The following is a 23,901-nucleotide window of genomic DNA, read 5'->3' as shown; positions in this document are numbered from 1 at the left end:
ATTATTTAAAGAAAACTGATCCATTACGGTGGAATCAGTTTTCTTGTATTATACGTCTTAAAACGTTGCAAACACTAATGTTGAAGTGTGGATGCAACGGTACGATTGATATCGTTGTTTGATATTTGAGGAGCATTGAGTAGTGCAGTGAAATTCTGCTGGATGATATCTAGTGTCTTTTGTTTTTTCTGTAATTCCTGTATTTGTATAAGCAGAGAGCTGAAAAGATAAGTGGACAGCTGGATGAAATCAAACGAAAAATAGAAGATGCGGAGAATAGCAAAAAGCTTCTTGAACAAAATGAACTTTCTGATAAAATAAAACTAAAAGATTTCTTGGGAATTCAGAAGTTTATTATCTTGGACGCGTGAATGCGACCGGGCAGGTGAAGGAATTCATTATGCCGAATACGGATAAGACAGCAGTGGAGATCGAATGGGTTCTGGATACACCGGTGAGAGAAGATATTTATGAATATATTGTAAATGGATAAAACGAAAACACTTTAACACTACTATACAACAGGAGACAACTACCATGAAAACAATCAGAGTCGTTGCAGCAATCATTCTTGCTGACAATAAAATATTTGCAACCCAGCGAGGTTATGGAGAATTTAAAGACGGCTGGGAATTCCCCGGTGGAAAGATCGAACCAGATGAAACGCCAGAACATGCCATCATAAGGGAAATTAAAGAGGAATTAGATACGGAAATCGAAGTCATTCAGCTACTTGACACCGTAGAATATGACTATCCAAAATTCCACCTATCAATGGATTGTTTTATCTGTAATGTAAAATCCGGCGATCTGATCCTAAAAGAGCATGAAGCTGCCAAATGGCTCACAAAAGAGACTCTTTACAGCGTAGACTGGCTTCCGGCAGATCAGGCGCTGATTGGAAAGATTGAAAATTATTTAGAGGAGCATGCCTAATTATGCCATTACAAATCGTCAGAAATGATATCACCAAAATGTCCGTAGACGCCATCGTCAATGCCGCAAATTCCTCCCTGCTCGGCGGCGGTGGAGTGGATGGCTGCATTCACCGTGCAGCAGGGCCCAAGCTTTTAGAGGAATGCCGCACATTAGGCGGCTGTCAGACCGGAGATGCAAAGATTACAAACGCCTATGATCTGCCTTGCAATTATGTCATTCACGCAGTAGGTCCTATATGGAGAGGCGGACAGTTTCATGAGCGGGAGTTGCTTACTTCCTGCTATGAAAATTCCTTGGCACTTGCAAAAGAAAAACATTGTGAAACCATAGCATTTCCACTGATTTCTTCCGGAATTTACGGCTATCCGAAAGCTCAGGCGCTGAAGGTTGCAATCGACGCGATCAGCGCATTTCTTATGGAAAATGATATGACGGTATACATCGTCATTTTTGATAAAGCAGCTTATCGGATCAGCAGCAAACTGTTTTCTGATATTGCATCTTATATCGATGATCATTATGTAGAAACACACATTAACAAAACATCCGAAGCAATGAGGCGTCAGAAGCAGTTCCGGAAAATGGATCTCTGTGAAAGCATATCTTTACCAGAGCCATCAAATGTACCGTTAAATAAGGCTGCGACTTTGGAAGATGCCTTGCAGCAAATGGATGAAAGCTTTTCTGAAATGCTGCTTCGGAAGATTGATGAAAGTGGAATGACCGATTCTCAGTGTTATAAGAAAGCCAATATTGACCGGAAATTATTTTCCAAGATTAAAAATGACAAGTACTACAAACCATCCAAACCGACCGTTCTTGCATTTGCGCTGGCACTTGAGCTTCCGCTTCCGGAAATTCAGGATATGCTGATGAAAGCAGGATTTGCCCTGTCTCATTCCAGCAAATTTGACGTAATCGTTGAATATTTTATCTTGAAGCAAAATTATAGTATTTACGAAATCAATGAAGCACTCTTTGCCTTTGATCAAAGTCTGATTGGAGGCTAAAAAGAAAATAGTTTGGCAATTTGGCACATAGCGTTATTCACCTGATATGATTCTGTAGAAATTTTCTGATCCATAAAAAGTGTCGCTTTTCATGCGACCATTTCCCCTGAAAATGGCAGTATCCTATAGTTACAAACAAAATAAGCCATTACTTAGGAGGAAATTTAGTATGAGAAAAAATCAGACAGAAGTTGTATTTATTTTAGATCGCAGCGGATCCATGAGCGGACTGGAAAAGGACACCATAGGCGGCTTCAATTCTATGATTGAGAAGCAGAAAAGAGAGGCAGGGCAGGCGCTGATTTCTACCGTGCTTTTTAACAATAACAGTAAAGTCCTTTATGACAGAGTAGAGGTGCAGAAGATTCCCTCTATGACAGAAGACGATTATTCTGTGTACGGCTGTACGGCTCTCCTGGATGCGATCGGCGGTGCTATCCATCACATTGGAAATGTCCACAAATATGCGCGCACGGAAGATGTACCGGAGCATACCGTTTTTATCATCATGACAGATGGTATGGAAAATGCAAGCCACATTTATCGCATTGATAAAGTAAAGCAGATGATCGAACGACAAAAAGAAAAATATGGATGGGAATTTCTCTTTCTTGGCGCAAATATTGATGCGATTGAAACAGCCAATCATTTTGGAATTAACGCAGATAAAGCTGCCAATTATCAGTGTGACTGCGAAGGAACTGCATTGAATTATGAAGTATTAAATGATGCCATATCTGCTGTTCGGTGCAATGCAGCGCTTGATTCTAGTTGGAAGAAGCGAATTGATAAAGATTACCAAAAACGTGGACAACATAGCCGCGTAGATTGATGAAACACACAAAGAGCAGGGGATGAACTTTCCAAAGTTCTTTCCCTGCTCTTTCCATTCATTTATTCCATCACTTCCCCGATCACCTTCATCATCTCATCCACCCGGAACGGTTTCATAATAAACCCATCCATCCCGGCATCCAGCGCATGTTTCCGGTCTTCCTCAAATGCATTTGCAGTCATGGCAATGATTGGAATCTGTGCCTTCTTCACATCTGCAAGCTGACGGATTTTCTGTGTCGCTTCGTATCCATTCATCCGTGGCATCTGTACATCCATCAGGATAAACTGATATGTGCCTGCTTCCTTATCTTGAATTTCTTCCACACAGGCGCATCCATCCGGAACCCAGTTCACAAGAATCCCTTTATTTTTCAAAACTTCCATGGCAATTTCTGCATTTAATTCATTATCTTCCACCAAAAGTACATGCATTCCGTCAAAACCTATTTTGTATTCCTTTGCTTTATCTGATTGATGAAGCTGATTTTCCGTTGCAATCCGAAGGGGAAGTGAAATCTGTATTTTGGTTCCCTGACCGGAATTACTTTGGATTATCACATCACCATGCATCAGATCTACCAGTTTCTTCACAATCGCAAGTCCAAGCCCTGTTCCTTCAGTCTTGCTCTCGGTAGAAGTTCGCTCTCGTTCAAATGCCTCAAACGCATGTTTCTGAAATTCTTCAGTCATACCGATTCCGGTATCCTTTATCGTGAATTTGTATTCGGCAAATCCAGGTGCGATCATTCTCTGGACGCAGCTAAATGTGATCGTTCCTCCCGCTGGGGTAAATTTAACTGCATTATTCAGTACATTTACCAGTACCTGCTGCAGTTTTGTCGCATCACACCATACCAGTGGATTCTCTATTTGATCCTCAACTTTGAAATCAATCATTCCCTTTTGGATGCTGTATTCGAGCATCATTTTCAGATTTTCTTCCATTTGCTTCAGGTCAGTTACCATCTCCACAATTTCTGCCTTTCCACTTTCGATTTTAGACAGATCCAACACATCATTGATGATCTTCAGAAGAATCTCACCAGATGCCTGAATTTTGGAAATTGCATTTTTTACAATTTCTTCATCATCCGGATGTTCTGCAATGATATCAGAAAATCCAATGATCGCATTCATCGGGGTACGGATATCATGGGACATATTTGCAAGGAAAGCATTCTTTACCTCACCGGCTACTTTCGCTTTCCGTGTCGATTCTTTTTCCAGTTCCAATGCTTTGGACAGTCTTTTCCGGTGTTCAAACTCCATCTGATCTTGCTGGTGCTCCACCATGAACAGGTAGGAGAGCAGTGCTCCGATTACCAGGCAGTACGGTTGGAACGGATATGCCCCATAAAGTGGAATGATATAGGTATTTGCCAGAATTCCGATCAGTGGGACTGCTGAAAACAGTGCCGATTTTATGAGATATCTGACACCCTTTGTATTGTTCATGAATAAAATAAAGAATGTCTGTGCAAATGTATAAACGTAATAAAACAGATTGAGTACGGCAAACACTCCGAAAAATGTACCGCGTATATAGGTCCGGTTCCGTGAAAATCTCCAGACAATTCCCGTCGGAACTGAGAGAAGCACCATCAGAACCAGGAGAATGAACGGAATCATTTCCGCAAATCTTTGCTTCTTTGAACGGTTAATCCCCATATAACTCTGCATAAACAAATGCCACACATATGGCATGATTACATAAACCAGATAAAAGAAAAACACAACCAGCTTAAACTGCAAAAAGTTTCCTGACTTACCTAAGAGTTCTTTCATAAACAATGCATCCATTAACACATAAAGCTCTACCATGCCAATAAAGATCATCGTATATTTTTTACTCGGGCTCCATGTAATATAATACCGGATCCTTAAAAAGATGATCGTCAGTATTATCATCATAAATATTGCGTTGCTCAAATAAATACTACTCATTTTCCAGTCCCTTTTTTCTTTCGTTTTGTCTCATTATTTCTTTCATTATTGTATACTTTTTCTATGCGTTTCGCAATCCATATGTTATACTATTGAGTAAAGGTATCTCAAGGAGGATTTTACAAATGAAAATAGCAGTAACATACGAAGGCGGATCTATTTTCCAGCACTTCGGAAAGACAGAAACTTTTAAAATGTATGAGGTAGAAGACGGAAAGATCACTTCCATGCAGATTGTTCATGCTGGTGGCGCCGGACACAGTGCGCTTGCAGGATTCCTTTCTGAGCAGAGTGCAAATGTTCTGATCTGTGGCGGTATCGGAGAAGGTGCACAAGAGGCGCTGAAAGAAGCCGGTATCAAAGTTATATCCGGTGCAGCAGGAGAAGTAGATGCGGCAGTGAATGCCTATCTTGCAGGAGAACTGGAATCTGCAGGTACAAATTGTGACCATCACCACGAAGAAGGTCATTCCTGCTGTGGACAGCATGAAGAAACAGCAACAGAAGAAGCTTCTGCTGAAGAAGAACATTCCTGTGGCGGACACTGCAGTGGATGCAGCGGATGTGGTGGCGCACATGTGCCGGATTTTGAAGGTCCGAATGTCGGAAAGACCTGCCGTACCCATTACAGAGGTACCTTTGATGATGGTACCCAGTTTGATTCTTCCTATGACCGCGGAGAGCCATTGGAATTTGTATGCGGAGCCGGACAGATGATCCATGGTTACGATAAAGCCGTTGCAACAATGGAAGTAGGACAGACCATCAACATCCATCTGATGCCGGAAGAAGCTTACGGCATGCCGGATCCACGCGCCATTTTTACGCTGGAAATCGCACAGCTTCCTGGATCAGAAGATCTGGAAGTCGGTGCACATGCATATCTGACCAACCAGTACGGACAGCCATTCCCGGTAACCGTAACCGAAAAGACAGAAACCAACATCACATTTGATGCCAACCATGAGATGGCTGGAAAAGAACTGAACTTCCAGATCGAACTGGTAGAAGTAAAATAGTAAATATGAAAAGTGATTTAAGCGCCCCTTTTATTTCGTCATAAAGGAGGCGCTTAAATACTAAGATTATATTTTTGAAAATCGATAATTTAGACAACGGAAGGGAGATTTGCCCGTGCTAGATTCAGAATTAAAAACATATCCATGGAATCCAACCGTAAAAAAGAAAGCCCGCCGCGTGTTCATGCTGAGATGGTTGTTCGTTATCCTGGCTGCCGCTGCAATCTTTTTTCTGACCTATCAGAAACTCACTACCAATGTCTGGGGACTTACGGCTTTCCTTTGCCAGCTTCTTGCCGTTATCGAACTTGCTTTCGGGCTCCAGTTTGTAGAAGCCGGATGGAGCAGAAAGATATCGAGTAGAATGCCACTGGACGAACACTATGAGTACGCGCTTTATATGTATCATATACAATCTGTCCGCGATCTTGCTACGAATAACCGCATGCTGCTCCTGATTGCAAGCCTTGAAATCCAGCTTGGAAAATACGATCATGCTACACAGACAATTACACAGATTTCTGTTGGAAAATGCACACCGGTCCAGTTAAAACAGTTGTATTATATGCAGATCTTACTGGCAGCAGAAGCGGGAGATACTGATACAAAAAATCAGTTTTTAACCCGTTATACAGGAATTCCTGACACAAACGGTGAATATCCATCTGAAGCAGAACTTACCACCTGGATTGAAGCAGAAGAAATGGACAGACTTATTTCTGCATTAAAAAAATTCACTCCGACAAGAAAAGAGCATATCCTGCGTACTTGTCTGATTACAATCGTTCTGGCATACAGTACCTTTTTCTACGGTGCATGGTATGGTATCAATAGAAGCGCAGGATATGCAATCCGCTATTATTTTGCTGAAATATCCGTCATCTTCGTTTCCGTCACCTTGTCCTGCCTGCTGATCTGGGGCATGATCTGTCTGTATAAAAGGCAAAAAAGTCTCCTTAATAGGAAAGCAGCCAGACGAATAATTGCCGTTTCTTATGCCGCACTGACTCTTTTCTTACTTTCTCTGATTGGTTACAGCTTTTTAATTGTGAGCTTTGGCGTAGAAGGAACGGAAACCGTAACCGGTCAAGATCAGCATTATATTTATCTTTCCGTACAGCCTGATTACGGCATCGCTACACAATACCGAACTGATAACCTGATTTATATGCAAAAAACGGGTTTGTTTTTACCGAATACAGACACTTTAACAGAATCCTCTGTACCAGATTCCGACCCGAATGATTCGGAAACCCAAGATAGTAGTATCTCAGATTCCTCCGAAAATTCTCCGGCACAGGAATCCCAGAAAGCTTCACCGCTTCAGGACGAAATGCGTGCTGTGTATCAATATATCCAGCAACAGAATCCCCTTCCGGATATGAATTTCACTTACACGGCAAATGCAAAGGGCGAAAATTACGCGATCCTCTCTGAGACAACAGAAGAGAAGGATGGCACAACAGTAAATGTCAATTACTGTCTGTATGATAACGGTTCTAAGACAGATGAAAATAATAATACTTTCGAAGAATTGGTTCTGGAAAAGGTATATCCGGATGGTGGATATGAGACAGAACTGGTTGATTTCTATCTGGTAAATTCGGAGACTTTGGAAGTTATAGATGAGCAGAAATCAAGCTGGTAATTCTATTTATCCTATTAAAAAAATACTTACCAAATGATAAAATAAAGTAAAAGAGCAGAGTCATTCGAAGGTATCTCTGCTCTTTTACTTTATATTTTCTCCTCAAATAATGTCAGAAAATCCTGTAATTCCGCCGGCATCCTGCCTTTCCTCCATGCAAGAAGAATTTCAGTTGTAAGATCAGCTCCAGTAATATCATATGCTTTTAATTTATTAGTGAGCTTCAGCATAGACTCCGGAAGAATCGCAATTCCCAGTCCCTTTTCTGCCATCGTCATTGCAGTGCGGGCATCCTCACAGGCAAAATAAATATCACAGACCAGTCCGGCACCCTCAAATGCGGCAAGCATATATTTGCGGTAGCGGTGGGAGAGGATTAAGGGTTGTTCGGAAAGTTCCCGCAGACTAATGGATGTATGTCCCTGCAACAGAGGGTGATCAGGAACTGCCATCACAAGCAGCTTCTCCCGGGAAAGAGACTTGGTTTCACAGCCATTTAACACAATTGGTGTGCGGAGTGTAGTCAGATCGATCATTCCATTTTCCAGCTGATCTTTCAGTGTAAATGTAGATCCTTCATGTACATCAAAATGAATTTGAGGATACTTTTTTGCAAAGCAAAGCAGATATTCGGACATCATCGATACAGTGGATGGTGTGATCCCTATGTGCAGGGTAGCTGCCTGACCGGATTTGACAACCTCCTGTTTGGTCAGATCTGCAAGCATTAGAAGATTACCGGCCTGCTCATAAAGCGTCTTTCCGGCATCTGTAAGCGTAATTTTCTTTGTACCTCGCAAAAAGAGTGATACCTGTAATTCTTCCTCCAGCATCTTCATCTGATAGCTCAGCGGTGGCTGGGTCATGTGAAGAACTCTTGCTGCACCGCTGATCGTTCCGGCATCTACGATCGCACGAAAATATTCCAACTGTCTGATTTCCATAAAAATGTAATTCATCTCCTGATTATTTAAAAATGAAAACATATTATCCATATGATTTTTATCGAATTATCATATAAAAACAATAATTTACATATATATTACATCATGTTAGAATTAAAAAGCAAGAAAAATAAAAAGGAATGAATTTACAAATGAAACGAGTCGATTTTGAAAATGGAACGATAACCAGCAATATCCTTGGAGCATCGCTCCCGATGCTGGTTGCCCAGATTTTAAGTTTACTTTATAACATTGTAGACCGGATTTATATTGCACGTATCCCGCACATCGGAACTGCAGCACTTGGTGCAGTCGGTCTTTGTTTCCCGGTAATTGTTATCATTACCGCATTCAGCAATCTATTCGGAAGCGGCGGTGCACCATTATTTTCGATTGAGCGCGGCAAAAATGAGCCACAGGAAGCGAAAAAAATTATGAATATTTCTTTTTCCATGGTCTGTATCTGTGCCATTGTACTCATGGTAATTGGGTTTTTATTTGCCCGCCCGATCCTGGTACTGTTTGGTGCTTCAAAAGACGCTCTAATCTATGCATATCCGTACCTGATGCTTTACCTGATCGGAACTCTGCCTTCTATGATTGCAACCGGTATGAACCCGTTTATCAATGCACAGGGATATTCAACCATCGGCATGTTTTCAGTTACCATAGGGGCAGTAACGAACTTGCTGCTTGACCCGTTGTTTATTTTTGTGTTCGGGCTTGGCGTGTGCGGTGCCGCAATTGCAACGGTCATTTCTCAGACACTTTCTGCTGCATTTGTCTTTTTCTTTCTTACAAAGAAAGCAGAACTGAAAGTGAGGCTCCTCAAAAAAGAGGAACTTGCCAACTGTACAGCTTATGCAAAAAACATTGTAAGCCTGGGAACTGCCGGATTTATCATGCAGTTGACAAACAGTCTGGTAACGATTGTCTGCAACAATGTACTTTCCGTCACAGGCGGAGATATCTACATTTCTGTTATGACCATCGTATCCAGTGTCAGACAGCTTGTAGAAACTCCGATTTATGCAATCAACGAAGGGACTTCGCCAATCCTGAGTTACAATTATGGTGCAAGACGCCCATGCCGTGTAAGAAAAGCCGGTGCCATGATGGCACTTATGATTCTCGGATACACAGCTGTGATGTGGAGTATTATCATCATCGCGCCGAAAACCCTGATCGGAATTTTCAGTTCGGATACTACGTTGATGAAAGATGCAGTTCCTGCCCTGAAGCAGTATTTTGCAGCGTTTATCTGCATGGATATGCAATACATTGGCCAGACGGTCTTTAAATCCCTGAATAAGAAGAAGCATGCAATCTTTTTCTCACTACTTCGGAAGGTATTTATCGTCGTGCCTCTGACATATCTGATGCCGTATGCCCTGCATATGGGAACAGACGGCGTATTTCTCGCTGAGCCGGTTTCTAACGTCATTGGTGGAGGATTATGCTTCATCACCATGTTACTTACCGTATTGCCGGAATTAAAGCGTATGGAGCGGAAGAATGCGCTCTATGAGACAGGCACGATCTTATAAATACTTAAACCACTGTCAAGCTGTAGCAAATTTCGTTATACCGAATTATAAATCTACAATATTTCAGGAGGAAATGACAAATGAGCAGTAGAGAAGTAATAGAAAATGTACAAGCAGATCTCTTTGCAATACAGGATCTTGCTTATCGGGATTTTCAGGCAAAACTGATGCCGACAGTCAATAAGGAAACCGTCATCGGTGTGCGGACTCCTTCTTTGCGCGCATACGCAAAAAAATTCGGTAAAACAGACAATGTTTCTGCATTTCTTGAAGTGCTTCCACATAAATATTATGAAGAAAACAACCTTCATGGACTACTGATTGAACAGATTAAAGCGTACCCATCCTGTATTGCCGCACTGGACCGTTTTCTCCCGTATATAGATAACTGGGCAACCTGTGATATGATCGCGCTCCGGACAGTAAAAAATCATCTGGACATATTTATCCAGGAAGTCTGCCGCTGGATAGCATCGGATCACCCGTATATCGTCCGTTTTGGAATTGGAATGCTGATGCGGTATTATCTGGATGAACAGTTTAAACCGGAATATCCCAAAAAGGTAGCCGAAGTTAAATCGGACGAATATTATGTAAACATGATGCGTGCCTGGTATTTTGCTACCGCTCTTGCAAAGCAGTATGACCAGATCATTCCTTATCTGGAAAAGAAAAGGCTGGACACCTGGACACATAATAAGACGATTCAGAAAGCAATTGAAAGCTACCGGATCACGCCGGAACAGAAGATCTATTTAAGGACATTAAGAGTAAAGAAATAATAAGTTTTACCGAGCTTTGACAATTTACGGTTCCCGCAATTTTACCACATTTGCAGCACTACGTCGTCTGTCTTCATCGATTGCAGCGTAGTGCTTTTTCGTTGTATTGACATCTTTGTGCCCCAGAACATCCGCTACCAGATAAATATCCCCCGTTTCCTTATAAAGGGCAGTACCATAGGTACTTCTGAGCTTATGTGGCGTGATTCTTTTATTTGTAATCTGACTGGCATACTTTTTAACCATATTTTCAACCGCCTGCACACCGATCCGGCGTCTTTGGGTTGATAAAAACAGAGCATTTTCATAGCCAGCAATGGGCGTTACCGCTTTACGGTATGTCTCCAGATAATTGCGAAGTGCTTTTTCCACCTCTTCACCAAAATAAACAACCATCTGGCTTCCACCTTTTCGTGTCACCATGACCCCATTATTGTTAAAATCCACATCTGACAGGTCCAGTCCAACTAACTCTGATACCCGAATACCCGTTCCCAATAGGAGAGTAATGATCGCAATATCACGTTCTTTCGTCTTATTATAATAGGAGAGTGCCTGTCCTGTTAATTTGGAACCACAGGATTCCACATAATCCAAAAGCTTTGCAACCTCATCGGTATCCAAACGTATGATCGCCTTGTCATGTAACTTCGGCATATCTACAAATAAGGTCGGATTTTTCTGAATTATCTGTCTTTTAAAGAAATAATTATAAAAGCTGCGTAATGCAGACATTTTGCGAAATAAGCCGCGTTCAGAGTTTGTAACCTGTTTGGTTTCTTTGGTATGAACATCTGTAGTATCATAGACCTTCAGATATTCCAGATATTCCTCAATATCAACCGGCTGAATAGCTTCCAGATCCTGTACCTGAAAGTCCTTAATTGAGTGATGTTTATAAACAGGATTTTCTTCAATTAAAAACTGAAAGAACAAACGGATGTCATATGCATACGATATTCGTGTCTTTGGTGATGTGGTTGGTTCAATGGCACGAAAATAATCACGTGCAAAGTCAGGCATGGTGTTTAAAACACCACGAAGACGAATAGTATTATCAATATAAGTTTCTTCCTGGTATGTTTTTGTATCAGATGGCATGATCCTAAGAACCTCCTAAATTCCATAAATTTCCCCGATATAGGTATGATTATAGCATGGTTTCGGAAGATTTGTCTATATCTTTTGGAAAAATCGGTATTTGTCGTATAGATTGGTTATTCAAAATACAGCTGTCCCAAGACAACTTTTTGCCAGGGACAGCTGATTATAATTACTAGCACGGTCTGTTTCCTTTTTCAAATGGATATTCAATCCCCCAGTCTTTTCTAAGTCCATCCATCTGTTCCATGATGCGAATACTTTCTTCATGCGGCATTTCCGTACATTCAAGTTTTCCTTCACGGATAGCCTTCATAGAAGCGCGTACTTCATATTCAAACCCAGTGATCTGTTCTGGCATTGTAATTTCCCTTACAAATTCCCGATCCGGTGTATATACTTTTACCGCCGTAATATCATTAATATTTTCCGCAATCAGATACCCCTTGGTCCCATATATCATACCATATTGTTCTGTACCGGTAAGTGCACTGCTTTGTATAGAAGCCATCGATCCATTTTTGTATTTCAAAATAATGGAATTCTGTGCATCCACTCCACTGTCAAATTTTACGCAGGAAGAAAGCGTTTCTTCAACATCATCGCCTAAAACCATGCTTGCAAAATTCAGTGGGTAAATACCTACATCTAATAGCGCTCCACCGGCAAGCTTCGGATCGATCAGACGTTCTTTTGTATGCATATCATATCCGAGATTTGCTGAAATCCCCTTTATTTCTCCGATTTCACCACTTGCAATAATATCATCGATTATTTTACGGGATGGAAGGTATCTTGTCCAAATTGCCTCCGTAATAAAGACTTCTTTTTCCTTTGCGAGAGCAAATACTTCTTTTGCTCCAACAGCATTTACAGTAAATGGTTTTTCACAAAGTACCGGTTTCCCATGATTGATACAAAGTTTGGCATGTTCTATATGAAACGGATGTGGTGTCGCGATATAAATCAACTCTACTTCCGGATCATTTACCAGTTCTTCGTATGAGCCATATGCCTTTTCAAATCCCCATTCTTTGGCAAATTTCTGCGCTCTGTCAAGATTTCTTGCAGCAACGGCATATGCAGCCGCATCGTCCATACCGTCCAGTGTTTTCGCCATATTTGCTGCAATTCGCCCAGCACCGATAATTCCAACTTTCATCTGTTCCATTTCTTTACACTCCTTTTTTCACATATTATTCTACATGGAAATCCATCCAAATGCATTCGCCACAGAACTGATCAAAATAATCAGAACAAAGATTGGACACAGATATTTAATCATAACAGCAAAAATCTTCTTTCTGCGGAATGCATTTTCTCCATGAATAATCTCTTCTTCTATCTTCTTTACCCCAACAACTCTAGCTACCAAAAGGCTTGTCATCAGTGCCGCGATCGGCATCATTACCGAATTAGTCAGAAAATCAAAGAAATCCAGGAACTGCATACCAATAATTTTCACAAATGCAAGTGGTCCATATCCAAGTGAAGATAAACTTCCTAATACTATCATAATCACACCAACAAGCACAGTAGACTTTTTACGACTCCAGCCGATTTCATCTTCAAATGTAGATACTGCACTCTCTGTCAATGCGATTGAGCTTGTCAGCGCAGCAAAAAGAACAAGCAGAAAGAACAGAATTCCAATTGCTGTTCCCAATCCCATATTCTCAAACACCTTTGGTATTGTAATAAACATCAGTGCCGGCCCTGCCTGTAACGTATCCGGATTTCCACCTGAAAACGCAAATACGGCTGGGATGATCATAAGTCCTGCCATAATTGCAATCGCTGTATCAAATACTTCTACATTTCTTGTAGAATCTTCAATCGAAATATCTTTTTTCATATAAGAACCAAATGTAATCAAAATTCCCATAGCGATCGATAGGGAATAAAACATCTGTCCCATAGCAGCTACCACAGACATCCATGAGAAATTCTTTAGATTTGGCACCAGAAAATACTTCACGCCTTCCATTGCACCTGGTCGTGTTACTGAGTAAATGGTAATGATCAGCGAAAGCACGATCAAAATCGGCATCATAAACTTTGAAACACGCTCAATTCCATTCCGAACACCTGCATAAATAATAATCAGTGTAATCAGACAGAATATGATAAAACAGATTTCTGTAGAAAATCCATTTGAAATAAACTCTGAAAAATATCCATCTTGAGCCAGACTACTGCTGTTCCCTTTTATATATTCCAAAAGGTACTTGATAACCCATCCTCCAATTACAGAATAATATGGTACAATCAGAACCGGAATAATCGCATTAATCCATCCACCAAAAGAAATCCATTTTGACTTTCCGAAAGATTTGAACGCACCTACCGGACTTTTTCTTGTCATACGGCCAATTGCTGATTCAGCAATTATCATCGTATAACCGAAAGTAAGGGCTAACAGAATATAGATAAGCAGAAAAATTCCTCCGCCATATTTCGCCGCAAGATAAGGAAACCTCCAGATATTTCCAAGACCTACAGAAGCTCCTGCTGCTGACAGTACATATCCTAATTTACCGGAAAATGTACTCCTTTTTTTATGATTATCCATAACAAAATCTCCTCTTTTATTCTAAAATTAAATACACCTGTTTGATTTTATCATGATAATCCTTTAAAGTCACTAGTAAAATCAAGTATAGCCTTAAAAATATAAAATTTCTTAGTATAAAATTAAAAAGTCCGGAAAGACTAAGACGGGGTGAGCGATGGGATCTTGGTTAGAGACCTTAAGAATGTCTTAGTCTTTTAGACTTTTATAAAAATAGAGTGTATATAATGTGCTGTCAGGCAGATTATTCGCTGCTACCTGACAGCACAGATGGTCTTTAATAAACAGAATCATCTCCATAATACGAAACAACCAGATAGTCTCCTTCCTGGAGATTATTCCTGTCTTTTAAACTTAAATGATTTGCTTCTGCCAGCTCATCCATATATTCATATATGGAATCTTCTGTTCGTCTGTATCTTTGTGCAATGCTCCAGAGTGAATCCCCTTTTTCAAGCTGGACACTTTTATAATATCTCTCTCCGGAAGGTTCTTCAGCTTTGCTATCGTGCGCACTGGAGAAAAAGCTTCCAAATCCAAAACTCAATGACATAACCATCACCAGAGCCGCAATCCCTGTCACAAACCGTCTGATAGAATTCGTCTTACGGTGCTTTGCATAATGACAGTGCTTCTGTCCTTTTGCTCCTGCATGATATCGATCTGCATACATATCTTTTCTTTTCTCTGATCTCATGATAATGACCTCCCTTTTCTTCTGTAATCTTTTCAGTTCTCCTATATACCAGAAAGCATGTTCTCGAACAACTGTTCTGTTACCAATATACAGCAAGAACATACGTTTGTCAATATGTAAATCGAACGTATTTTCTAAACATTTGTTTGCTATTTTTTCTTCTGTATGATATGATAATTTTAATAGTTCAGATAATAATTCAAATTGATATAGATACAGATTTAGGAGGTCTTTTATGAGTAAAGGTAATATTAGTAAGAAGCAGGAAGAGATACTTGAATATATTAAGTCCCAGATCCTGCAACGTGGTTTTCCACCGGCTGTACGTGAGATCTGTGATGCTGTGAATCTGAAGTCAACTTCTTCTGTACACTCTCATCTCGAGACTCTTGAGAAGAACGGATACATACGACGTGACCCAACCAAACCACGTGCAATCGAGATTCTGGATGATTCATTTAATCTCACAAGACGTGAGATGGTTCAGATTCCGATCGTAGGCCATGTAGCTGCAGGAGAACCAGTTCTTGCACAGGAGAATATTGAAGATTACTATCCTGTTCCTACTGAATATATTTCATCAAATAAAGAACTCTTTATGCTGAAAGTTCAGGGTGAAAGTATGATAAATGCCGGTATACTGGATGGAGATTATGTCATTGTGGAAAAGCAGGCAACTGCAGAGAACGGTGACATGGTTGTTGCTCTGATTGATGACGGTGCAACGGTAAAGACGTTTTACCGAGAAGAAGGTGTGATCCGTCTTCAGCCGGAGAATGATGCAATGGAACCATTTATCCTTGAAGATGTTACGATTTTAGGGAAAGTTGCTGCTGTTATGCGCTTCTTCCGTTAATTTAAAAAAACAGGTGAGTACACTTGCAGAAGCATCTCAGATAGAGGTGCTTTTTGCAAGTACTCACCTGTTTTTTATATATGTTCTTCTCCATATCCCTTTTTCTCTTACTATCATAAATATTTTTTTAATGCATCAAAAAAGCCGGATAAGATGTACAGGTATTCTCAACCTGTCATCTTATCCGGCTTTTGTTCCATTGAACAGCTCACCCTTCGATGCTCGTATCTATATATGACATATTCAGATGATTCAGTCAGTACTGTTTTCTACTATTTTTTTGCAAGTTCGTACATTGCTGCTGCCGTAATCTGCAGTGCACGGAGAAGCTTTTCTACTTCCACATGTTCATCTGGCTGATGGATCACGTCTGCTTCACCTGGAAATACCGGTCCGAATGCAACCATGTTCGGGAATTTCTTTGCGTAAGTTCCACCACCGATTGCAAGTGGTTCCAGGTGCTCGCCAGTCTCTTCTTCATATACATGAACGAGCTTTGTCACCAGTTCAGAGTCTTTTGGTACATAGAGAATTTTGTGGTTATTTTTCCGGAGCACATCGAATGTGTAACTGTTGATATGATTGATCAGTGTATCATCAACAACTTTCGGATCTGCATTTTTTGGATAACGGACATCTAATGTAAAATAGGTCTCTTCTCCATCATAATAAACAATACCAAGGTTTACGGTTGTCTCACCAGTTTCTTCATCCACATAATGTACTCCCAGTGATTCTCCATTTGTCTCCGTTCCGATCTCTTTCAGAAGAAATTCCATCAGTTGCTGGAATTCTCCACCAAATTCATTTTCTTTCACTGCATTCAAAAGAAGAATTGCTGCATTTACACCAAGATGCGGGGTACTTCCATGTGCACTTCTTCCCACCGCTTCAACGATTGTTTTTCCGTTTTCATGCGTCACAGTAATTCCTTCTGTCTCTGTTACCTTAATGTCTCCTTTTACGACCAGTTTACAAGTTGGAATCACGACATTATCAGCGATTCCACCGCCGAAATATTCCACTTCGATATGCCCTTTGTCATAAACCTTAGAACCACCTTTGATACCGGTCGTTCCTTTTTCACAGAAAATAACCGGAAAATCTGCATCCGGAGTAAATCCGATCGTCGGCATCTCATATCCGTTCTCTACGTAATACGCCGCACATGAAGAGCCACATTCCTCATCAGATCCAAAAATAACACGGATTCTACGGTCAATTGAAAGATTCAGGTCACGGATCGCCTTCAATGCATAAATCGATCCAATGATAGGTCCCTTATCATCCAGACATCCTCTTCCCCAAAGGATTCCATCGTGGATCTCGGCACCATAGGCAGGATAAGTCCAGCCGGTATCACCAGCCGGTACAACGTCTACATGACCGAGAACGCCTACCATCTCTTTTCCTTCTCCATATTCTACCCAGCCGATACGATTGTCTGCCTGCCCAACCTTGAAGCCAAGTTTGCGGCCAAGTTCAAGGGCATCTTCCAGAGCAGCCTTCGGTCCAGGACCATATGGCGCGTCTGGCTGTGCCTCACCACGCACGCTTTCAATTCTCATGTTCTGTTGAATTCCAGCAAGAATTTCATCCTTCATCTCCATAATCCTGCTGTTTAATGCTTCATAACTCATTATTACATTCCCCACTTTCTTGTGTATTCCATCTGTATTCTATTATACACGATACATCTTTAGAAACCAAATAATATTTTAACAAATCTGTTCCGAATCCAGCACGATCGTAAATGGACCGTCATTTAAAAGAGACACCTTCATATCCGCACCAAAGCTTCCTCTTTCCACAACCGGGATCACTTTCTTACATTCTTCAATAATATATTCATACAGTTCATTTGCCATATCCGGTGCACCTGCCTCAATAAAACTTGGGCGGAATCCTTTTTTACAGTTTGCATATAAGGTAAACTGGGAAATCAGAAGAAGTTCTCCATCCACATCCTTCAGGGCAAGATTGGTCTTTCCGTTCTCATCTTCAAAAATACGAAGTCCTGTCAACTTCTTTACCATTTTGTCTGCAATCACTCTGGTATCATCCTGTGCCACTCCGATCAGCACCATAAATCCTTTTCCAATCTTTCCGATCACTTCTCCTTCTACCGCAACCTCGGCATGTGTTACTCTCTGAATTACAAATTTCATGTTTTCTTGTCTCCTCTTTCTTCTCTTTATTTGACACTATAATGCCTGTGTTCCGAAATTATCAGAACATAAGTATTTTGCTACAGGTCTAAAAAACGGGGGATTTTTATTTCCCCCGTCTTATAACATTATAATCGCTGTTCTTACTCTTCCAAGCTTGCCTTTAATTCAAGAAAATCTTTGATAGCTTTCACACATCCGTCAACCCCAAACTTGGAACTGTTTATACAAATATCATAACTTTCGGCATCGCCCCATTTTTTGTTGGTATAATAATTGTAATAGCTTGCCCTGCGTTTATCTGTCTTATGTATCAGATCTTTTGCTTTGTTATCTGTCAGTTCATTCAGCTTTGCTACATTTTTAATCCTGTCTTCCAGATCTGCATGAATGAATACACTTAGTACATCATCCCGCTCTTCCAGTGCATAATCCGCACATCTTCCTACCAGTACACACGGTCCTTCCTCCGCAATCTTTTTGATCGCATCAAACTGCGCAAGGAAAATCTTGTGATTTAGTGGCATTTCATTGACAGAACCGGATGCAAATCCCATAGAATATGTATCCATTACCAATGAATAGAGAAAACTGTTCGTCGGTTTTTCATCATGTGTCTCAAAAAGCTCTTTGCATATCTTACTGTCCTTTGCTGCCCGTGACAACAATTCTTTATCATAAAACTCAATTCCCAGTTCATCTGCCAGACGTTTTCCAATCTCGCGTCCTCCGCTTCCAAACTGACGACCTATTGTTATAATTGTATGTGTTTTACTCATAAACGTCACGCTCCTTTGCAGGTCATTATTCCATGATTATCCTATACATATTATATAACAATTCATAATAAATGTATAGATTTTTATGACATTTTGCGTAGTTTTTTCAATAAATTTTCAAAATATTCCGGAAGTGGGGCATCAAATTCCATATATTTTCCCGTTCTCGGATGGATAATTCCAAGTATTTTCGCATGAAGTGTCTGCCCCTGTAGTGTCCACGGACATTTTGCCGGACCATATACACAGTCTCCAAGCAACGGATGATGGATACTTGCCATATGCACACGGATCTGATGTGTGCGACCGGTTTCTAGCTCACAGGCAATATAAGTATAATCGCCAAACCGCTCCAGGACCCGGTAGTGTGTCACTGCATTTCTGCCGTTTTTCTCATTGATACTCATTTTCTTCCGGTCAATCGGATGGCGTCCGATCGGCGCATTCACAGTACCGGAATCCTCTTTGATATTACCGTGTACAATCGCATAATAAATCCGCTTAATGCTGTGCTCTTTTAACTGCTCTGCAAGGATCTGGTGTGCGGTATCATTTTTACATACCAGAAGAGAACCGGTAGTATCCATATCGATCCGGTGTACGATTCCCGGACGCATTACACCGTTGATTCCTGAAAGCCGGTCTTTGCAATGATACATGATCGCATTGACCAGAGTTCCGGTATAATGACCTGCTGCCGGGTGCACTACCATACCTTTCGGCTTATTAACCACCAGGATATCATCATCCTCATAGAGAATATCCAATGGTATATTTTCCGGCAGGATATCCGGTTCCGTCAAATCCGGTATCGTAATCTGAATTTGATCTCCTTTTGCAACCTTATAGTTGGATTTGATTACTGTGGAATTTACCTTTACATTTTTTTCTTTTATCAGTTTTTGAATATAAGAACGGGAAAGCTCCGGCACTTTCTCTGTGAGAAATTTGTCGATTCTCTCCCCTGCATTTTCTTCACTCTGAAATTCTTTAATCTGCATGTTTCTGCTCCTGTCTGCGCGAATAAATAGAAAAATCTTCGTCCTTATAATAAAAAAAGATCAGCAGAACCAGAACGATAAACGTCACAGTCACATAAATATCCGCCACATTGAAAATCGGAAAATCAATCAGTGAAAAATAAAAAAAGTCAACCACATATCCTCTGGTCAGACGGTCAATAAAATTCCCGATTGCTCCGGCTGTCAGAACGATCATACAGATTCTGAGTGGCAGATATCTTTTTTCTACTGGAGTTCTGCCATAAAACCAGCTCACAATAACAAGGATCACAACGGTCATGATGACAAAGAACCATCGCTGGTTCTGAAAAATCCCAAATGCAGCTCCTCTGTTTTCAAGATAATGCAATTCAAAAACATTATTCCACAACACAAATGCAGACTGATCCTTCAAATGTGCAATTGCCAGAAGCTTTGTATACTGATCCAGAAGCACCAGGATTACGATTCCAAGTGCTGCAAAAATATATTGTTTTAACCCTGGTCTGTTCTTCATATGCTCTCCTTTACTGCTAATGCCATTAGATATACTTTCGGATTGTAACATAATAACGTCCCTTTTTTGTCTCGGAAAGAACTCCTTCGTACTGAAAACGTCCCATCTGTCTTACGGAAATGATATCATTGTCCTTTACATGATATCCATTACTGGTAATCAGCTTTCCGTTTACATATACACGCCCAGCCTCAATCAATGCAGTAAGTTTACTTCTGGACGAAGAAAAAGCCAGTGAAAGAAGGGAATCCAGGCGTACTGACGCAACAGTCCCCTTAATCTCTTCGTACTTTGGCTCCCATTTAAAATCTGCATTTTCTACTTCTACGGCACGAACGGTTGTATGACGTACCCTGGTCAGTTCTTTTACAAGAAACTCCGTCAGTTCCTGATGTACAAAAACATAAGCTTCCTTATCGTGAATCAGAATATCTCCCGTCTTTGCCCGTGTGATCCCAAGGTTCAGAAGTGCACCCAGATAATCTCTGTGTGATAATTCCTCAGCAAATTTCGGCTGTAGCGGACTGATCTTCAGAATGCGGATCGGATATGTACTGCGGATACTTTCCTCATCCATATACATATAAAAAGCATCAGGTAGAAATGCTGCCATCTGACGCTCTGACGGATCATACCCGCCAAAGGTCCTGTATGGAACAGGGAAAGAATCCTTCGGCGTAGTATGTAATATATTCAGTTCATTCAGGTTCAGGAAATCGGAATACATAATGATTCCTCTCTGATAAGCATTGTTAGACAGCTCAATCAGACGTTTACGAAGTAAAGTCTCTTCTTTTTCCATACCCTGTCTTCTTTCTTCTAGTAACGGTTCTGGATCGGCACATCGAACGAAGTATTCAGAAGATCCTGCATATCGCCGGAAATATCAACATTTGCCGGTGTTACCAGAAAAATATAACTTGAAATCTTCTGAAGATTACCATCAATTGCAAAAGCAGATCCTGATGTGAAATCAATAATTCTCTGCGCGATCTCAAGATCCATACCTTCCAGATTCAAAATAACAGTTCTTCCCGCGAGAAGAGTCTCTGTAATCTCACGTGTATCATCCATTGCGTTTGGTTTGATTACACAAACTTCCATTGCAGGAGCATTTCTGCGTGTAGAAGGCTGGCGCATCGGGGTGACTTTATTTGAACGACCTGATTTTTTAAGCTGATAATCTTCCTCTTCTTCTTCGTAAGCAGCCGGTTTATCTTTCTTTCCAAAAATATTCTTTTTTGGCTTCTCTTCTTCATATGACTCATCTTCAAAATCGTCATCTTCATCGTAGAAATCATCATCATACTCATCATCGTCGCCGTTTAATTTCATAACGTCTAAAAACTTATCTAATACTCCCATTTTTCTTATACACTCCTATCTGTGGTATCTAAATCTGATGAGCATAATTTCGCTCGCCAAAAATTGCTGTCCCTATCCGAACCATGGTGGCTCCCTCTTCTATAGCAACTTCAAAATCATTGGTCATCCCCATTGAAAGAATACTCATGTTAACATTATCAACTTTTTCCTTTGCAATGTCAACAGATAATTTTCGTAAGTTTGCAAAATGTATACGATTTTCTTCCGGGTTTTCTACAAACGGAGCAATTGTCATCAATCCTTGTACTTTTATGTGTTGAAATCTGACAATTTCATGAATAAAATCCATAACTTCCTCTGGCATCAGACCGAATTTTGTATCTTCTTTTGCCATGTTTACTTCGAGAAGCACATTTACAACAATACCTTTTTTCGCTGCTTCTTTATCAATTGTTTCCGCAAGACGAATAGAATCAACAGAATGGATCAGCTCTGCCTTATCGATGATATATTTTACTTTGTTGCGCTGCAGATGACCAATCATCTGCCAGTGAATATCCTTTGGCATTATGTCATATTTTTCATCCAGTTCCTGCACTTTATTTTCACCAAAATAACGGCAACCGTAAGCATACGCTTCTTCCAGCATTTCTACCGGTTTGGTCTTGCTGACAGCAATCAGTGTTACATCCTCCCGTTTTCTGCCGGAGCGTTCGCATGCAGCGCATACACGCGCTTCCACATCTTTTAAGTTTTCTGTGATCATTTCTTTCACTCCATTTCTTATTGACTTACTATCTGATTATCCCGAACAGAATCTCCGTTCAGGGCAATATGATCATAATTGGATAGACTGTAGCTGTTTCCTTCTGCAATAATATAGTATTCATCACTCTCACTCAGGATCTGAACCTGCTTGAATACAGCATAGCCTTTATTGACATTATAAACTCCTTTGATGCTTTCGGTTTTCAAAAGATCCATCGTATCGGAAGATTCCGGCAACAAAAGAGTATCTCCTTTTTTCAGATTCTCTGTATCCAGATATGCAATACCCGATTCCGTATCCTCGTTAATGATCGTCACCGGAATAAATTCCGTTGTCGTCTTTCCTTTTTTGGTCGTCTGCCTGTAGACACCTTCGTTCTGAGAAGCCCCGCCGCTCGTGATATAATCTATCGGAACAGCATAACAGTCTTTCTCCGTTACCGAGGTTTTCGGAATCTTAAGCCCGGACTCGTCTTCCAGGATCAGTTCAATATTCACGAACCGTTCATCTGCATACCGGATCATGGAATCCTTAAAAGTAATATTGACATAAATATCATTTTTCTTTTCCGTAAGTCGCATAGTTCCCCACAGGTCCTTATTATCCTTCAGGAATCTGACCTCAACAGAAAGGGAATCTTCCCCGTTCATTTTTTTCTGGAAGGTTTGTGCCAGATCAGAGGTCAGGCGTACCGTTACCGTCCACTCTTCATCTGTGACCAGGCGATATACCGGCTGCCCTGCATCAATCTTCTGGTTGCCTGAAAGCTCTGTGACACTGTAATTTGCTTTATCAAACATCTCATCCGTGATATTATCTGTCGTCAGATTTTCATAGCCATCTACCGAAAGCTCCACGATTCCGTCATCCGGGCTTTGAAATGCATCTACATTTCCGGACTGCAGAATAGAATTCAGCTGTGCAACCCTGCTCTGTGTCGTATTGTTCTGTAAGATCGCTGTTACTTCACTTTTCAGATTTGATGCCGTCTTAAACTCCTCCGGTGAATAGGATTCATTAAATCCCTGTGCCTTCAGCAGAATACTGTTCCATTCATCTGCATTCAGGGAAACTTCTTCATTGCTGTCCTGATCCGTCTGTGTCTCGAGCTTGGAAGACGTAATGGTGTAAATATTGGTTCCAAGTGCAACCTTCTGTGCATCGTCTACAAAATAATTGACATATCCGCTTTTTTCAGCATTCACCACCGTTTCTTTTCTGAGAACTATTCCGGTAAGATTCCTGTCTTTTAAAATGCTTCCTTCCCGTACCTCATATACACTCACTCTGTCTTTTGTAAAATAGATCAGAACGGTAAAAACAAGATACAAAAAAATAATTCCAAACAGAATCGTACCAATATTTAAATGTCCTTTTCGTTTATATTTCTGGAGGCTGACGACCTCCGTATTCTTCTTTTTCCCAGCCAAAAATCAAGCCTCCAA

The 23,901-nt window shown here is 40.7% G+C and carries 22 protein-coding genes and 2 pseudogenes; 9 read left to right on the top strand and 15 right to left on the bottom strand.

All coding sequences use genetic code 11. The features are described 5' to 3' along the window. Positions 1–340 precede the first annotated feature (340 nt). From PG766_RS17040 to PG766_RS02425, 4 genes and pseudogenes are all read left to right on the top strand, one after another. Positions 341–493 (top strand): annotated as a pseudogene (locus tag PG766_RS17040) (DUF3427 domain-containing protein); the annotation flags it as partial. 44 nt (positions 494–537) lie between these two features. Beyond that, entirely contained in the window at positions 538–936 is a 399-nt protein-coding gene (locus PG766_RS02435; RefSeq protein WP_118199236.1) for a (deoxy)nucleoside triphosphate pyrophosphohydrolase, read from the top strand. A gap of 2 nt (positions 937–938) precedes the next feature. Next, a complete protein-coding gene (locus PG766_RS02430; RefSeq protein WP_118199235.1) occupies positions 939–1,949 on the top strand; it encodes an O-acetyl-ADP-ribose deacetylase in 1,011 nt (336 codons plus the stop codon). Positions 1,950–2,118: 169 nt separating this feature from the next. Then, a complete protein-coding gene (locus PG766_RS02425) occupies positions 2,119–2,781 on the top strand; it encodes a vWA domain-containing protein (protein ID WP_118199234.1) in 663 nt (220 codons plus the stop codon). A gap of 62 nt (positions 2,782–2,843) precedes the next feature. On the opposite strand, the gene PG766_RS02420 is transcribed toward PG766_RS02425, so the two are convergent. Then, positions 2,844–4,730: an ATP-binding response regulator gene (locus PG766_RS02420; RefSeq protein WP_118199233.1), complete on the bottom strand. Its 1,887-nt coding sequence runs from the start codon at positions 4,728–4,730 to the stop codon at positions 2,844–2,846. 125 nt (positions 4,731–4,855) lie between these two features. Here PG766_RS02420 and PG766_RS02415 point away from each other — a divergent pair, with 125 nt between their 5' ends. Together PG766_RS02415 and PG766_RS02410 are read left to right on the top strand one after the other, a co-directional pair. After that, positions 4,856–5,749 carry a NifB/NifX family molybdenum-iron cluster-binding protein gene (locus PG766_RS02415; RefSeq protein WP_117558367.1) on the top strand — a complete coding sequence of 298 codons (894 nt, stop codon included), beginning with the start codon at positions 4,856–4,858 and terminating at the stop codon, positions 5,747–5,749. Between the two features lie 115 nt (positions 5,750–5,864). Further along, entirely contained in the window at positions 5,865–7,397 is a 1,533-nt protein-coding gene (locus PG766_RS02410; protein ID WP_270590331.1) for a hypothetical protein, read from the top strand. An 89-nt stretch (positions 7,398–7,486) separates the two neighbouring features. On the opposite strand, the gene PG766_RS02405 is transcribed toward PG766_RS02410, so the two are convergent. Then, positions 7,487–8,341, bottom strand: coding sequence for a LysR family transcriptional regulator (locus tag PG766_RS02405; protein WP_118198268.1), 855 nt, complete (start codon positions 8,339–8,341; stop codon positions 7,487–7,489). Between the two features lie 152 nt (positions 8,342–8,493). Here PG766_RS02405 and PG766_RS02400 point away from each other — a divergent pair, with 152 nt between their 5' ends. Then, positions 8,494–9,888 carry an MATE family efflux transporter gene (locus PG766_RS02400; protein ID WP_118198269.1) on the top strand — a complete coding sequence of 465 codons (1,395 nt, stop codon included), beginning with the start codon at positions 8,494–8,496 and terminating at the stop codon, positions 9,886–9,888. An 80-nt stretch (positions 9,889–9,968) separates the two neighbouring features. After that, a complete protein-coding gene (locus PG766_RS02395; RefSeq protein WP_117834757.1) occupies positions 9,969–10,670 on the top strand; it encodes a DNA alkylation repair protein in 702 nt (233 codons plus the stop codon). Positions 10,671–10,694: 24 nt separating this feature from the next. Here PG766_RS02395 and PG766_RS02390 read toward each other — a convergent pair whose 3' ends face one another. The 4 genes and pseudogenes from PG766_RS02390 to PG766_RS02375 form a co-directional block, all read right to left on the bottom strand. Then, a complete protein-coding gene (locus PG766_RS02390) occupies positions 10,695–11,771 on the bottom strand; it encodes a tyrosine-type recombinase/integrase (protein WP_118198270.1) in 1,077 nt (358 codons plus the stop codon). Between the two features lie 175 nt (positions 11,772–11,946). Continuing rightward, a pseudogene (locus PG766_RS17035) lies at positions 11,947–12,945 on the bottom strand (Gfo/Idh/MocA family protein); the annotation flags it as partial. 27 nt (positions 12,946–12,972) lie between these two features. After that, positions 12,973–14,343, bottom strand: coding sequence for a sodium-dependent transporter (locus tag PG766_RS02380; RefSeq protein WP_118198272.1), 1,371 nt, complete (start codon positions 14,341–14,343; stop codon positions 12,973–12,975). A gap of 277 nt (positions 14,344–14,620) precedes the next feature. Then, positions 14,621–15,040, bottom strand: coding sequence for a LysM peptidoglycan-binding domain-containing protein (locus PG766_RS02375; RefSeq protein ID WP_055157086.1), 420 nt, complete (start codon positions 15,038–15,040; stop codon positions 14,621–14,623). Between the two features lie 235 nt (positions 15,041–15,275). Between PG766_RS02375 and lexA the strand changes: the two genes are divergently transcribed. Continuing rightward, positions 15,276–15,896 carry a transcriptional repressor LexA gene (lexA, locus tag PG766_RS02370; RefSeq protein WP_055157087.1) on the top strand — a complete coding sequence of 207 codons (621 nt, stop codon included), beginning with the start codon at positions 15,276–15,278 and terminating at the stop codon, positions 15,894–15,896. Between the two features lie 272 nt (positions 15,897–16,168). On the opposite strand, the gene pepV is transcribed toward lexA, so the two are convergent. The 9 genes from pepV to PG766_RS02325 form a co-directional block, all read right to left on the bottom strand. Then, complete coding sequence (gene pepV, locus PG766_RS02365; protein ID WP_117558351.1) at positions 16,169–17,536, bottom strand: dipeptidase PepV; 1,368 nt, start codon at positions 17,534–17,536, stop codon at positions 16,169–16,171. Positions 17,537–17,614: 78 nt separating this feature from the next. Further along, positions 17,615–18,064 (bottom strand): D-aminoacyl-tRNA deacylase, encoded by a 450-nt coding sequence (dtd, locus tag PG766_RS02360; RefSeq protein ID WP_055157091.1) that lies wholly within the window; start codon positions 18,062–18,064, stop codon positions 17,615–17,617. A 143-nt stretch (positions 18,065–18,207) separates the two neighbouring features. Then, complete coding sequence (locus PG766_RS02355) at positions 18,208–18,843, bottom strand: cytidylate kinase-like family protein (protein ID WP_117558349.1); 636 nt, start codon at positions 18,841–18,843, stop codon at positions 18,208–18,210. An 83-nt stretch (positions 18,844–18,926) separates the two neighbouring features. Beyond that, positions 18,927–19,844: an RluA family pseudouridine synthase gene (locus PG766_RS02350; RefSeq protein WP_118198274.1), complete on the bottom strand. Its 918-nt coding sequence runs from the start codon at positions 19,842–19,844 to the stop codon at positions 18,927–18,929. Further along, complete coding sequence (lspA, locus tag PG766_RS02345; RefSeq protein ID WP_118198275.1) at positions 19,834–20,361, bottom strand: signal peptidase II; 528 nt, start codon at positions 20,359–20,361, stop codon at positions 19,834–19,836. The genes PG766_RS02350 and lspA overlap by 11 nt, the downstream gene beginning before the upstream one ends. A gap of 25 nt (positions 20,362–20,386) precedes the next feature. Next, positions 20,387–21,163 carry a YlmH/Sll1252 family protein gene (locus PG766_RS02340; protein ID WP_008370265.1) on the bottom strand — a complete coding sequence of 259 codons (777 nt, stop codon included), beginning with the start codon at positions 21,161–21,163 and terminating at the stop codon, positions 20,387–20,389. Positions 21,164–21,180: 17 nt separating this feature from the next. Continuing rightward, positions 21,181–21,726: a cell division protein SepF gene (locus PG766_RS02335; RefSeq protein ID WP_008370263.1), complete on the bottom strand. Its 546-nt coding sequence runs from the start codon at positions 21,724–21,726 to the stop codon at positions 21,181–21,183. Between the two features lie 28 nt (positions 21,727–21,754). Further along, the gene (locus tag PG766_RS02330) at positions 21,755–22,453 is read right to left on the bottom strand and encodes a YggS family pyridoxal phosphate-dependent enzyme (protein WP_008370261.1); all 699 of its coding nucleotides are present in this window, start codon (positions 22,451–22,453) and stop codon (positions 21,755–21,757) included. 17 nt (positions 22,454–22,470) lie between these two features. Further along, positions 22,471–23,886, bottom strand: a complete 1,416-nt coding sequence (locus PG766_RS02325) for an HlyD family efflux transporter periplasmic adaptor subunit (protein ID WP_118198276.1) — start codon at positions 23,884–23,886, stop codon at positions 22,471–22,473. Positions 23,887–23,901 lie beyond the last annotated feature (15 nt).

This window comes from Coprococcus sp. LG101-27 (assembly GCF_027695515.1).
In the GTDB taxonomy this organism is placed as follows: domain Bacteria; phylum Bacillota; class Clostridia; order Lachnospirales; family Lachnospiraceae; genus Allocoprococcus; species Allocoprococcus comes.
The sequence above is the reverse complement of the archived record's forward strand: the minus strand, read 5'-3'. Positions and strand labels throughout refer to the sequence as shown.